This is a genomic window from Citrobacter sp. CK189, assembly GCF_030333505.1.
GTDB classification, from domain to species: domain Bacteria; phylum Pseudomonadota; class Gammaproteobacteria; order Enterobacterales; family Enterobacteriaceae; genus Citrobacter_B; species Citrobacter_B koseri.
On the sequence record NZ_JAOWFV010000040.1, the window covers coordinates 52,598 to 65,355 of the forward strand.

12 protein-coding genes are annotated in these 12,758 nt (G+C 56.3%); 2 read left to right on the forward strand and 10 right to left on the reverse strand.

Annotated elements, in window-relative coordinates:
- Positions 1–151: 151 nt before the first annotated feature.
- Entirely contained in the window at positions 152–688 is a 537-nt protein-coding gene (gene ssb1, locus OGV83_RS18605; protein ID WP_047459655.1) for a single-stranded DNA-binding protein SSB1, read from the forward strand.
- 260 nt (positions 689–948) lie between these two features.
- Positions 949–1,380, forward strand: coding sequence for a universal stress protein (locus OGV83_RS18610; protein WP_012134612.1), 432 nt, complete (start codon positions 949–951; stop codon positions 1,378–1,380).
- Positions 1,381–1,423: 43 nt separating this feature from the next.
- On the opposite strand, the gene OGV83_RS18615 is transcribed toward OGV83_RS18610, so the two are convergent.
- The 10 genes from OGV83_RS18615 to fecI all read right to left on the reverse strand — a co-directional run bounded on the left by OGV83_RS18615 (position 1,424) and on the right by fecI (position 12,673).
- The gene (locus OGV83_RS18615) at positions 1,424–1,594 is read right to left on the reverse strand and encodes a hypothetical protein (protein WP_286464334.1); all 171 of its coding nucleotides are present in this window, start codon (positions 1,592–1,594) and stop codon (positions 1,424–1,426) included.
- Positions 1,591–1,806, reverse strand: a complete 216-nt coding sequence (locus OGV83_RS18620) for a hypothetical protein (protein WP_286464335.1) — start codon at positions 1,804–1,806, stop codon at positions 1,591–1,593. The genes OGV83_RS18615 and OGV83_RS18620 overlap by 4 nt, the downstream gene beginning before the upstream one ends.
- A gap of 102 nt (positions 1,807–1,908) precedes the next feature.
- Positions 1,909–4,626, reverse strand: a complete 2,718-nt coding sequence (locus OGV83_RS18625; protein ID WP_372376842.1) for a cation-transporting P-type ATPase — start codon at positions 4,624–4,626, stop codon at positions 1,909–1,911.
- Between the two features lie 455 nt (positions 4,627–5,081).
- On the reverse strand, positions 5,082–5,849 hold the full coding sequence (fecE, locus tag OGV83_RS18630; protein WP_012134609.1) for a Fe(3+) dicitrate ABC transporter ATP-binding protein FecE: 768 nt from the start codon (positions 5,847–5,849) through the stop codon (positions 5,082–5,084).
- A complete protein-coding gene (fecD, locus tag OGV83_RS18635) occupies positions 5,850–6,806 on the reverse strand; it encodes a Fe(3+) dicitrate ABC transporter permease subunit FecD (protein WP_286464336.1) in 957 nt (318 codons plus the stop codon). It lies immediately after the preceding gene.
- Positions 6,803–7,789 carry an iron-dicitrate ABC transporter permease FecC gene (gene fecC / locus OGV83_RS18640; protein ID WP_115626240.1) on the reverse strand — a complete coding sequence of 329 codons (987 nt, stop codon included), beginning with the start codon at positions 7,787–7,789 and terminating at the stop codon, positions 6,803–6,805. The genes fecD and fecC overlap by 4 nt, the downstream gene beginning before the upstream one ends.
- Entirely contained in the window at positions 7,786–8,688 is a 903-nt protein-coding gene (locus OGV83_RS18645) for a Fe(3+) dicitrate ABC transporter substrate-binding protein FecB (protein WP_286464339.1), read from the reverse strand. The genes fecC and OGV83_RS18645 overlap by 4 nt, the downstream gene beginning before the upstream one ends.
- 100 nt (positions 8,689–8,788) lie before the next feature.
- On the reverse strand, positions 8,789–11,104 hold the full coding sequence (gene fecA, locus OGV83_RS18650) for a TonB-dependent Fe(3+) dicitrate receptor FecA (protein WP_012134604.1): 2,316 nt from the start codon (positions 11,102–11,104) through the stop codon (positions 8,789–8,791).
- Positions 11,105–11,201: 97 nt separating this feature from the next.
- Positions 11,202–12,158 carry a ferric citrate uptake sigma factor regulator FecR gene (gene fecR, locus OGV83_RS18655; protein ID WP_286464340.1) on the reverse strand — a complete coding sequence of 319 codons (957 nt, stop codon included), beginning with the start codon at positions 12,156–12,158 and terminating at the stop codon, positions 11,202–11,204.
- Positions 12,155–12,673, reverse strand: coding sequence for a ferric citrate uptake sigma factor FecI (gene fecI / locus OGV83_RS18660; protein WP_199976356.1), 519 nt, complete (start codon positions 12,671–12,673; stop codon positions 12,155–12,157). The genes fecR and fecI overlap by 4 nt, the downstream gene beginning before the upstream one ends.
- Positions 12,674–12,758: the final 85 nt, after the last annotated feature.

Below are 12,758 nucleotides of genomic sequence, written 5' to 3' on the forward strand. Positions count from 1 at the left end.
GTATTGGAATGCAAAACACAGGCTACTGTGTAACAATGTCCGCCCAAGGTTGTTTACTGGAATCAGCCTCGCATCGTAGTAAAAACGCTATTGGTAATGCTACAATCGCGCGTTTACACTTATTCAGAAACGTTTTTCAGGAGACTCGATCATGGCCAGCAGAGGCGTAAACAAGGTGATTCTCGTCGGTAATCTGGGCCAGGACCCGGAAGTACGCTACATGCCAAATGGTGGCGCAGTTGCCAACATTACGCTGGCTACTTCCGAATCCTGGCGTGATAAGCAGACCGGTGAGATGAAAGAGCAGACGGAATGGCACCGCGTTGTGCTGTTCGGCAAACTGGCGGAAGTGGCCAGCGAATATCTGCGTAAAGGTTCTCAGGTTTACATTGAAGGTCAGTTGCGTACCCGTAAATGGACCGATCAGTCCGGTCAGGACAAATACACCACTGAAGTGGTGGTCAACGTTGGCGGCACCATGCAGATGCTGGGTGGCCGTCAGGGCGGTGGCGCTCCGGCTGGCGGCAATATGGGCGGCGGTCAGCAGCAGGGCGGTTGGGGTCAGCCTCAGCAACCGCAGGGCGGCAACCAGTTCAGCGGCGGCGCGCAGTCCCGTCCACAGCAACAATCCGCTCCGGCACCGTCTAACGAACCGCCAATGGATTTCGACGACGACATCCCGTTCTGATGAATTAAAAAGGCTCCCTTCACGGGAGCTTTTTTTTGGCTGAAATAGCGTGCAATTAAATAGCAAGCTTGTCAGTTTTGTCACCGGACGTAAATATATCTACAGACTTTATGGGTTATTTCCTTTCTTGCTTATGATCAAAAAAGACAGGGTATTATTGATTATTATTCCCCCGTTATTTTGGTCAAATGAATGCTGAATCTTGCCAGGTCTTTTCAGGGATATGTGATTGGCCTGTCAGCTAACTTAAGGAAATCATCATGAATAAAGTCATTTTAATGCCCGTTGATATTCTGGCGATGGATCTTTCTGACAAAGCCATTGCCTACGCTGATCATATGGTGGACAAAGAAAACGGCGTGATCCATCTGCTGCATGTGTTCCCTAAACTGGGTACCTCCCCAATGCGTGGTTTTGCCTCGGATATCAGAAAATACGAGGAATACATGACGAATGACGCGCAAGAAAAAATGCTTAACCTTGCGAGAAAATTCAAAACGCCGTTGGAGAATATTCGTTTTGAAGTCCGTCATGGCAATATTCGTGATGAAGTAAATAACGCGGTAGAAGCGCATAACGCCGAGATGATTATCATCGGTTCGCGCAAGCCGGGTATTGCAACGCATTTGCTCGGTTCGGCTGCGGCGAATATTTTGCGATACGCGAAAATTCCGGTGATGGTCATTCGTTAATCTGCCATGCCCGGTGGCGCTTTGCTTACCGGGCCTACAAAATTCACTCCCGTAGGCCGGATAAGGCGCTTGCGCCGCCATCCGGCGTCATGCCCGGTGGCGCTTTGCTTACCGGGCTGACAAAATCCCTTTCCCGTAGGCCGGATAAGGCGCTTGCGCCGCCATCCGGCGTCATGCCCGGTGGCGCTTCGCTTACCGGGCCTACAAAATTCACTCCCGTAGGCCGGATAAGGCGCTTGCGCCGCCATCCGGCGTCATGCCTGGTGGCGCTTCGCTTACCGGGCCGACAAAACCTCTCTCCCGTAGGCCGGATAAGGCGCTTGCGCCGCCATCCGGCGTTATGCCCGGTGGCGCTTCGCTTACCGGGCCTACAAAATCCCTCTCCCGTAGGCCGGGTAAGGCGCTTGTGCCGCCATCCGTCGCCATGCCCGGTGGCGCTTCGCTTACCGGGCCTACAAAACCCTTCCCCCATCGGCAAAAAAAAAGCCTCCGCTACGGGAGGCTTTTTGCTTCGCGGTGAACCGCCGGCTATTTCCGGCGGAATTTACGGGTGAGCGGTTTCTCTATCTCCACAATGCAGAACAGCACTGCGCCGATAGCGAAGGTTATGCCCCAGTAACGCAGCGGCAGCGCTTCTGTGCCAAACAGCATCTGCATGAAAGGCATATAGATAATCGCCATTTGTAACAGCAACAGAATGCCGCTGACCATCCAGATGCCTTTATTCATCAGCAGCCCGCGTCCCAGCGAGAAACCATCCGAAACCCGACAGTTGAGCATATATACCCACTGTGCGGTGACCAGCGTCTGCAACAGCACGGTACGGATAAACTCCGGGCTGTGGCCGCGAGGCTGCAACCAGGCTTCCAGCGCAAAGGCGCAGGCTGCAATTAACGTTCCGACAAAACCGACGCGCCAGATAGCAAAGGCATCCATGACGTTCTCATTACTCTGGCGTGGCGGGCGTCGCATGATGTTGCGCTCACCGGCTTCAAATGCCAGCCCGAACGACAGCGTGGCGGAGGTCGCCATATTCATCCACAGAATCAGTACCGGCGTGAGCGGGATCAGGTTCCCAGCCAACAGGGCAATGATGATCAGCAGACCCTGCGCCAGGTTGGTGGGCATGATGAACAGAATCGTTTTCTTCAGGTTGTCGTAAACGCGACGCCCCTCCTGCACAGCGCTGGCGATGGTGGCGAAGTTATCGTCCGTCAGTACCATGTCAGCGGCTTCTTTTGTCACTTCCGTGCCTTTGATGCCCATCGCGATGCCGACGTCCGCCTGCTTCAACGCGGGGGCGTCGTTGACTCCGTCGCCGGTCATACCGACAATCTCGCCTTTGTTTTGCAGCGCCTTCACCAGACGCAGTTTATGTTCAGGGCTGGTGCGGGCAAAGATGTCGTAGGTGACAGCAGCTTCGGCTAATGCCGCATCGTCCATCTGCTCCAGTTCGTAGCCCGTTACCGCGTGGGTGCTGTTATGAATCCCCAGCATGCCGCCGATACTCATGGCCGTTTGCGGGTGATCGCCGGTGATCATCTTCACGCGAATCCCCGCCTGCTGGCAGGCCTGGATTGCGTCAATGGCTTCTGGACGCGGCGGGTCCATCATGCCTGCGATGCCCAGGAAGATCAGGCCGTCATTCAGGCACTCATGGGTGAGAGAGGCGGCTTCTGCACGTCCTGGCTTCCAGGCTGCCGCAACCATGCGCAGACCTTCTTTCGCATAGCGCGCGATCTCCGCTTCCCAGTGATTTTGCGTAAAGGCTTCAGTACCGGTAGCGGTCTGCTGTAGCTGGCACAGTTTAAACAACACATCTGGCGCACCGGTCACCAGTACGCGCTCTTCATTTCCAATGCGATGGTGCGTCGCCATGTATTTGTACTGCGAATCGAACGGGATTTTGCTGCGCAGTTCAGTTTCAATGGCGGGAAGGCGTGCTTTTGCCGCCAGCACTTTTAAGGCTCCTTCCGTTGGCCCGCCGGTGATGCCCCAGTGACCGTTTTCGTCCTGAATCAATTGGCTGTCATTACACAGGTCGATAGTGCGAAGGTAGTTCTCCAGCAGGCTGCCGGGCAGGATCTCTACCGCAGCGTCGCTCTCCTCAGTATGGATCTCGCCCATTGGCTCATAGCTGTTGCCCTGAACGCGGTAATTTTTGTCCGCCGTAATAATGGCTTTTACCGTCATCTCATTCATGGTCAGGGTGCCCGTTTTATCGGAACAGATCACGGACATCGCACCCAGCGTCTCGACCGTCGGCAGCTTGCGGATAATGGCGCGTTTGCGGGCCATCGTCTGTACGCCGAGCGACAGAATAATTGAGATGATCGCGGGCAGCCCTTCCGGTACGGCCGCGACGGCAAGGCTAATCAGAGAAAGCAGCAGTTCGCCCATCGGCATATCGCGCAGCAGCAGACTGAACACAAATAGTCCTGCCATCATGGCGACGATAATGGCGAAAATGGCTTTGCCGAGTTTATCCATCTGAACCAGCAGCGGGGTACGGTGCTTCTCAATGCCCGTCATCATCTGGTTGATGTGGCCGAGTTCAGTCTCTTCACCGGTGGCGATAACCACGCCCAGCCCGGCGCCTGCGCTGATGGTGGTGCCGGAGAACAGCAGATTTTTACGATCGCCTAACGGCAGTTCGCCGGTAAGGGTGTCGGCTGTTTTATCGACAACGGTAGACTCGCCCGTCAGGATGGCCTCTTCAACCCGCAGGTTATGGGCTTCCATAACGCGAAGATCTGCCGGGATGCGATCGCCTGCGCGCAGCACGACGATATCGCCCACCACCAGTTCGGTTGTGGGGACGGTTTCATGTTGACCGTTGCGGATCGCGACCGCTGAGTTCGACAGCATATTGCGGATGCTTTTCAGCGACTTTTCCGCGTTATTTTCCTGAATGTGGCCAATCAGGGCGTTGATAACGGCAACACCCAAAATGACGGCCGTATCCACCCAATGACCCATGACAGCAGTCAGCACCGCCGCAGCGATCAGGACATAAATCAGAACATCGTGGAAATGCGCCAGGAAGCGTAACCATGCCGGTTTGTCTGCTTTTTCTGGCAGCGCGTTAGGCCCATGCTGCGCGAGGCGCGCGCTGGCTTCATTTTGCGTCAGCCCGGAAGGCTGACTCTGCTTTTTTTCAAGTACCTCGTTAACAGATTGCTGGTACGGTTTTTTTTCAACGCATGGCGCAGAATGGAGACGATTTTTATTCGGCATTCTGGTCAATTTAAAATTCCTCGAAGTATAAAATGCATAATGTTTTGAATCGCGCTTATACTATTAAAATAAAGAGTCTGAATTATTGACATTAATCAATGGCGTTTCGTTAAAGATTATTTTATCTTGATGGTTAGATAACGCTTGTAGCGTATATTTTCAGTGTTTTGATGGAAGTGTAAATTTAGTAAAGGAGGTAATTATGTTAGGAATATATAGCGGTAGGCGATTGATGTTACTGGTTATTCTTGCAATCATCATCGCGGTAATTAGCGGGATTTCAACCTACGCTTTCGTTAAATATCTGGGTTGAAAAACACTAAATATAGTGTTCCTTACATAACTTTTAAATATTTAAGGTTAATGACAGAGAATAAAAATAAAGGGCATAAGAATATATTTTTGATGAGCAGTCTGACAGGATGAACAGACTGCTCTGGACAGGTAAAAATATGGCTAGCAGACTAACGAATAATACACATTGGTTTTCCTGTTAGCGGTTCAGGGTGAATTTCCGCATCAACCTGAAATACCTTGCGTAATAATTCTGGTTGCATCACATCAACAGGTTGCCCTTGCGCAATCACATTCCCCTGCGCCAGCACGACAAGATGATCGCAATAGCGACTTGCCTGATTCAGATCGTGCAGTACCGTCACGACCGTTTTCCCCGCCTGTTTTAGCATCTGCATGAGCGCCATCAACTCCACCTGATGATTAATGTCGAGCCAGGTGGTGGGTTCATCCAGTAATACAATGGGCGTATCCTGCGCTAACACCATCGCCAGAAACACGCGCTGCCGCTGACCGCCGGACAGCTCCGTCAGCCGCCTTTCTGCCAGCGCGTCAGTGTGCGTCTGCGCCATTGCCCGGTTGACATGCTGATGGTCGTCGCGAGAAAGCCGCCCCCACAGCGGCAGCCACGGGCTGCGGCCATAGCTGACCAGTTCCCGCACGGTGATCCCTTCCGGCGTCATGTGCTGTTGCGGCAGTAGCGCCAGGTGACGCGAAAGCGCGCGGGGTGAGAATGCCGACAGCGGCTTACCCGCAATGTGCAAGGTGCCGGATTGCGGTATGAGCAGGCGGGCAAGGCATTTCAGCAGCGTCGATTTGCCGCAGCCATTAGGCCCCAGTAATGCGGTGATCTGCCCGGCGGGTAGCGTAACCGACAGGCCGTCAAGAATGCGTTTATCACCGTATCCGGCAGTCAGGTTTTCACATCTGATATCCATTTAGCGCATCCTCACAAGCAACCAGATAAACCACGGCGCGCCGATAATGGCGGTGAGCATGCCTGCCGGAAGCTCCGTGGGAGGGTTAATGATCCTTGCCAGCAAATCGGCCAGCGTTAAGACAAATGCGCCGATTAGCGCAGCGCCGGGCAGTAGCCAGTGATGGCGCCCTCCCAGCAGGCGTCGGGTCAGGTGGGGCACGACCAGGCTGACGAAAGCTATCGGCCCGCAAACTGCCACGCTGGTGGCTGCCAGCGCGACGGCGAGGAGCAATCCCAGGCGCTGCGCCCGACTGACCGGGACGCCGAGCGTGCTGGCGCGATCATCGCCCAGCGCCAGCAGATCCAGATCGCGGCAAAACCAGGCGCTGAGTGGAATAAGCGCCAGCATTACCGGCAGCGCCACATACACAAACGACCAGCCGCGTCCCCATAAACTGCCGGTCAGCCACAGCAGCGCGTTGTTAACGTCCTGCGGGCGGGAGAGCATCAGGTAATCCGTCAGGCTGGCCCAGGTTGCCGACAACGCCACGCCGATTAACGCCAGGCGCAGGGGGGAGGAGCGACCCGCAATCGCACGCAGCAAGATCAGCGCACAAAGCCCGCCCACAAATGCCAGCAGCGGCAGCCAGACGACCGACAGCGATGGCAGCAGCATGAGTGCGCTTACCGTCGCCAGACTGGCGGCATGGTTCACCCCTAAAATATCCGGCGAGGCCAGCGGATTACGCACGATGCCTTGCACCAGTACGCCGGAAATCGCCAGGGCGGCGCCGACGAATATCGCCAGCAGCAGTCGCGGCAGACGATACTGAGTCAGAACATAGTGGTGCTCGTGACCGGTATGCCAGCCATCGATCAGCGCGGACCAGGGCAGGGGAACCACGCCCAGACGCAATGACAGCAGCGCGGTGATGCTCAGCAGGAACAACGTGATGAGCAGAATAAAGGCTTTCATCCACGCCTCCTTGCCAGCCAGACAAAACACGGCGCGCCAATCAGCGCCAGCACTGCGCCTGCCGGAAGCTCGCCCGGCCAGGCCAGCGCTCGCGCCAGAATATCCGCCAGCAGCATAAACGTTGCGCCCATCAGCAGGCTCATCGGCAGCAACTTACGCTGGTCGTGACCTGACCACGCCCTGGCCAGATGCGGCATTAACAGGCCGATAAACGCCACCGGCCCCGCCACGCTGACGCAGGCGCCGACCAGCACCAGCACGCCGATATTGACGGTAAGCCGCAGCCGAAACAGGTTTACGCCGAGCGTGTGTGCGGCGACATCGCTGACGTTGAGCAGATTAAGGGCGTTCGCCAGCAGCAGCATGACGGGAATAATCACCAGAACAAAAGGAAAGAGCTGCCAGAACTCGGCCCAGCGCACATGGGCAATACCGCCCGCCAGCCATGAAAAAATGCCGTAAGCGTGGTCTTCCGCCAATAGCAGCGTGATACGGGTCAGCGCCATACACAGCGCGGAGAGCGCGATTCCGGCGAGAATCAGTTTGTTGCGGTCGGGCTCCTGTCGCCAGCCGCCGCCAGCCAGCATCACCAGAAGCCAGGCGAGGCCTCCGCCTGCGGCGGCGATAAACGCGATGGAATACCCGCTGAGCAACATGGGGCTGAATGCGCTGGTTAACGCTATCGCCAGTGCCGCACCGCTATTAATGCCGGTCAGAGAAGGAGAGGCTAGTGGGTTATGGGTCAGGGTTTGCAGCAATGTTCCCGCCAGGGCAAGGCTGGCGCCAATCAGCAATGCCACCAGGCTGCGCGGCAGACGTAAATTACGCACCAACGCCTCCGAAAGCGGAGGCGTTGAAGAAGGAAACAGGGCATGCAGAGCACTGACGGGTGAAATCGGGATCGCCGAGTAGCAGAACAGGCTCAGCCAGAACGCAGCCAGGAGCGCCAGTATGGGTGCTCCCCAAATGATCAATGTCCTCATTGCGTGGTATCAGGCGTCTGGTGATGAAAGATTTTCACCGTATCGCCGGCAATGCGTTCCGCAGCGAAAATCCCGCGCATCCGCGCCCAGCTGTTGCTGTCGACAGCGGCAACCTGGTGGTGTTGCGACGCCTGGAGCATGGACCACAACGTATCCTGCTGCCAGCGTTTAACGATGCTCTCCTGGCGGTAGTGTGCGACAATCAGCCACTGCGGATCGAGCGCCAGTAGCCGCTCCAGATTAATCGTGGTCATTGGCGCAGAGTTGATTGCCTCCGGCACGCGCAGACCCAGCGCAGCGAGCACGCCGCCCGTATACGATTCGCGGCTGTGCAGATTAAACTGCTGTTCGCGTGAGGTGCCGAATACCACGCTGGCCCCTTTCGGCAAGTGGGCGGCAAACGCGCGCATACGTTCCCGATGCAACGTCAGCCGTTTTTGCATTTCCGCATCTTTACCTGATACTTTCCCGATGATCGCGGCGGATTGCAGATTTTCAGCGTACGTTTCATTGCGGGATTTGAGCAACAACACGGGGGCGATCTCTTGCAGCGCGGCGTAAATCCCTGCGTGGCGGCTGCTGTCAGCGATAATCAGGTCAGGCTTTAGCGCGCCGATCGCCTCAAGGCTCGGCTGAGCGCGGGTGCCGACGGGCTGCCATTGCCCAATAATCTGGCGCACTTCCGGCAGCAGACGCGTGGGATCGTTGTCATCGGCGATCCCCACCGGACTGACGTTCACCGCCGCCAGCGCATCGGCAAACGACAGTTCCAGTACGACAATCCGTTGCGGTGTTTTATTCAGGGTAAAGGCGCCGTGTTCATCCTGCACCGTCACAGCAAAAACCGGCGCTGCCAGGATGGTCAGGCTGAAAAAATAAACGCGAATAAAAGCAAACATAGTCAACTCCGGTTGCCGGATGGCGCTGCGCTTACCTGGCCTACGTCACTCTGTAGGCCAGGTAAGGCATTTACGCCGCCACCCGGCAACAAATGAACAATCAGAACTTCAGTGACCCTTGCAGGTACAGCGTTCGCGGCTGTCCGGCATAGATGCCTTTGTTGTTGTCGTCATACGAGCGGGTGTAATACTCGTGGTCGAAGATATTCTTCACGCCAAACGCCAGGTTCAGGTTGGCCATCTCGGGGCCGAAGTCATACGCCACGCGCGCGCCCCACAACATGTAACCCGGAATACGCCCGGTGCTGCCGTCCGCGCTCTCTTTCCCGGTATTGGCGTTGTCGGCAAACTGGCTGGACTGGAAATCGCTGTTCAGGTTGAACGTCCAGTTGCCGGGTTTGTAATCCACGCCCAGCGTTCCTTTATGCTTCGGTGAGAACGGCACCTGATTGCCGTAAGTGTCGCCTTTTTCGCGAATTTCGGCGTTAACGTACGCGTAGTTAGCATAAACGGCGACATTTTCCAGCGTGGGCGTCATATCGCCGAGATCGTAACGTACCTGCGTTTCCAGCCCGGTATGACGGGTTTTGCCACGGGCGGTAACCGTATCGTTAGTCTGGTTGGAGTCGTACTGATTATTAAAGTTAATCAGGAACAGCCCCATTTCCGCCGTCAGCGCGCCGTTGTCGAATCGGGTTCCGACTTCCCAGGTTCGCGCTTTTTCCGGTTCCACATTGCCGCTTTGCACAGCCTTGCCAATTTGACTGTACTGTACGGTGCCGAACGAGCCTTCAGTGTTGGCATAAAGATTCCAGCTGTCAGTGAGGTGGTAGAGGACGTTAAGCGCCGGAAGCGGGGCGTTGTAGCTCACCTCTTCGTGCGTACCTTTAACGTTGTTGTCCTGGTAGGATTCAATGTGCTCAAAACGCATACCTGGCGTAATGGTCCAGTTGCCGATATCAATTTTGTCATCGAGATACCAGGCGTGAGCTTCGGTCCCTGAACGCGTATCACGGTCATAAGGGCTGGATGTTGACGGCAACTGACCGCTGGTGGTTGCGGTGTAGTAGCGCATTTCATGCGTGGATTCATTGACATAGCGATAGCCTACGCCGACTTCATGCGCAGACGGGCCAATCATAAAGCTCTGGCTGTAGCGCGGTTCAATGCCGCGAACCCAGTAGTAGCGCGGTGAGAGCGTAATGCGTTTTCCTTGCTCTAAATAACCGCTGCGCAGGGTGCGGGTGTAGAAACCCTGAACATTGAATTTGTGCTGGCTGTCGGGCTGGTATTGATATCCCAGACTGGCAAGCTGGCGGCGGCCCCAGAAGCTGTCATACGGGCGCGTGGACTGCCAGCGATCGGCGTCGTAGTCGGCGCGGGACAGGCCGCCGGGCATATCGGCGTGACCGTCATAGTATTGCAGCAGGCTATTGAAGGTGTGTACCTCGTCAGGCGCGTATTTGCTTTTCAGCATCACGTCGTCGATACGGGTGTTGCTGTGTTCGCGCCAGTCGCTGCCGCGCGTGCCGGAGTAGAGCAGGGCCGTGCCGAAACCGTTATCCGCCGTTCCGCCTACCATCAGGTTGTGCGTCTCTTTTGGATTGTTTTGCGACGAGGTGGGGCTGAGTTGCCCTTCAACGCCGGCTTCAATACCGAAATCCTGCGGAATCGCGCGGGTCACGAAGTTCACCACGCCGCCCACGCTTTGCGGCCCATAGCGCACCGCGCCGCCGCCGCGCACCACGTCAACGGCATCCATATTGCCCAGAGAGACCGGCGCGAGCGACAGCTGCGGCTGACCGTATGGCGCAAAAGGTACGGGGATGCCGTCCATCAATACCGTCGAGCGGCTGGCCAGGCGTGGGTTAAGGCCGCGAATACCGAAGTTCATCGCCAGATCATGGCTGCCGGTGCCGTTGTTTTCCGGGGCGTTGACGCCGGGGATACGGTTCAGCGCTTCGCGCATGGTCGTCGCGCCGGTTTTGGTGAAATCATCCCGACGGATAACGTCACGCGCGCCGGCATGTTCGAACACGTCGTTTTCCCGGGCTTCACCCAGCCAGTCGCCGACTACGGTCAACGAGTCCTCGCTGGCAACCGGGGCGGCTTCCAGCGTCCAGGTGTTATCGCCTAACGATTTCTCCTGTAGGCCGCTCCCCTTTAGCAGCGTGCGCAGGCCATCTTCAAGCGCGTAGTCGCCGTGCAGTCCGTCACTGTGTTTGCCCCGCGTGAGCGAAGCATCCACTGACATAATAATGCCGCTGCGGGCAGCGTATTGATTAAGTGCTTTGTCTAAGTCTCCGGCGGCAATATCGAACTGCGTGGCAAATGCAGGCAGTGAAGCCAGTCCGGCAAGCGGAAGCAGGCTTAAACGAATCGCCATCACCAGAGGTGCTGTGTTATGAAAGGCCATCACGTCTCCATCATCATTTCTTTATTTGTATTCAGTTATGAAGTCGAACGAGCGGGGCAAAAGGGACAATAAAAATGATAATTTTTTTCGTTATCGTTTAAATGGCGGGAGACAGCGTGATCCAGTAGCGCGTAACAAACTGAATTTTCACAGGAAGCGTTTTCGCGATCGCATTCAGTACGGCATCGGTGTTGCCGAGCGGGAACGTCCCTGTCAGGCGTAATCCGGCAACGGCCGGGTCGCAACGCAGTATGCCGTGCCGGTAGCGCGAGAGCGTGGCGATGACGTCGCCCAGAGGTTTGTCGCTGAAACTTAACACGCCCTGCGTCCAGCTTGCAGACTCGTCATTCAATGATGCGACGTCGCCAAACTGCGAGGCGCTGAAGCGCACCGTTTCACCTTGCTGAATAACCCGCTTTTGTTGCGGATCTCCGGCGAGAATCGCTTCGACGGCATGTTGGCGGACGCTAAGGACGGTTTCATCGCCGTCCTGGCGTACGGTAAATTCCGTACCCAATGCGGTGAGCTGGCCCTGGCGCGTCTGTACACGAAACGGGCGTTGCAGCGCGTCTTTTCCGGTGGTAATGGCGATCTCGCCGTACCAGAGCTGGATCTGGCGCTGGCTACCGTCAAATCGCACGTTAACCGCGCTGTCGGTATTCAGCGAAAGCAACGTGCCATCCTCCAGCGTCTGCTGGCGAGTCTGCCCCCGGGCGGTACGATAATCAGCACGCAGGCCTTCGCCCAACTCCGATCGCCAGAGCTGCCAACTGCCGCCCGCGCAGACCAGCAACAGCAACCCTTTCAGTACGTGGCGGCGCGTCAGGCGGCTGTCTTTCAGCGTGTGGCTGGCGAGTTTGCCGGGGACGCTGCTCATCTGGCAGCGCAGGTTTTCGACCTGCTGCCAGGCCCATTGATTATCCTGATCTTGTTCATACCACTGCTGCCAGCGCGCTTCCTGCTGGGGGCTTACGCGCTCCCCGCTTAAAACGGCATACCAGTGTGAGGCTGAACGTAGCGCCTGGCGGCGGGCATCGGTGAGGGAGGTTTTCACAGATCATGCTCCAGGCGGAACAGCAGGCAGTGTTCCGTGGCTTTCGCGACGTACTTTTTCACCGAACTGACGGAAACATTCAGACGTTGCGCGATGTCGCTGTAGGTCAGCCCGTCAAGCTGAGAAAGCAGGAAGGCCGTTCTCGCTTTGGCGCTCAACCCGTCCAGCATCCTGTCGACAAGTTGCAGCGTTTCGAGATGCGACTGCTTTTCTTCAGCGGAAGGCGCCAGCGTTTCGGGTAACTGCGTAAGCATCTCCAGATACGCTTTTTCCAGCGCATTGCGGCGGAAAAGGTCGATCATCACCCGTTTGGCGACGGTGCAGAGAAACGACTTTGGGTCACGAATCGCCGTCAGAGATTCACCGTTAATAATACGCAGGAAGGTGTCCTGGGCGACATCGTCGGCGTCGAACGCCGACTGTAACTTTCGCGCCAGCCAGTGCGTCAGCCAGCCGTGATGCGCGCGATACAGCGATTCAAACGTTAAAGGAGCGCACTGAACTGGAGTCGGCATAGCGGAAAAGTATCAAAAGTTAATCATCACGGCGGGGATGTTAATATGAGAATAGTTCTCATTACAATAAATGATACGGCGATTT

Bases quoted from the DNA above. Each gene is read 5' to 3' on its own strand.
- ssb1 (WP_047459655.1), top strand. From the start codon at position 152: ATGGCCAGCAGAGGCGTAAACAAGGTGATTCTCGTCGGTAATCTGGGC.
- OGV83_RS18610 (WP_012134612.1), top strand. From the start codon at position 949: ATGAATAAAGTCATTTTAATGCCCGTTGATATTCTGGCGATGGATCTT.
- OGV83_RS18620 (WP_286464335.1), bottom strand. From the start codon at position 1,806: ATGGCGACGGATGGCGGCACAAGCGCCTTACCCGGCCTACGGGAGAGG.
- fecE (WP_012134609.1), bottom strand. From the start codon at position 5,849: ATGGATATCAGATGTGAAAACCTGACTGCCGGATACGGTGATAAACGC.
- fecD (WP_286464336.1), bottom strand. From the start codon at position 6,806: ATGAAAGCCTTTATTCTGCTCATCACGTTGTTCCTGCTGAGCATCACC.
- fecC (WP_115626240.1), bottom strand. From the start codon at position 7,789: ATGAGGACATTGATCATTTGGGGAGCACCCATACTGGCGCTCCTGGCT.
- OGV83_RS18645 (WP_286464339.1), bottom strand. From the start codon at position 8,688: ATGTTTGCTTTTATTCGCGTTTATTTTTTCAGCCTGACCATCCTGGCA.
- fecA (WP_012134604.1), bottom strand. From the start codon at position 11,104: ATGGCCTTTCATAACACAGCACCTCTGGTGATGGCGATTCGTTTAAGC.
- fecI (WP_199976356.1), bottom strand. From the start codon at position 12,673: ATGCCGACTCCAGTTCAGTGCGCTCCTTTAACGTTTGAATCGCTGTAT.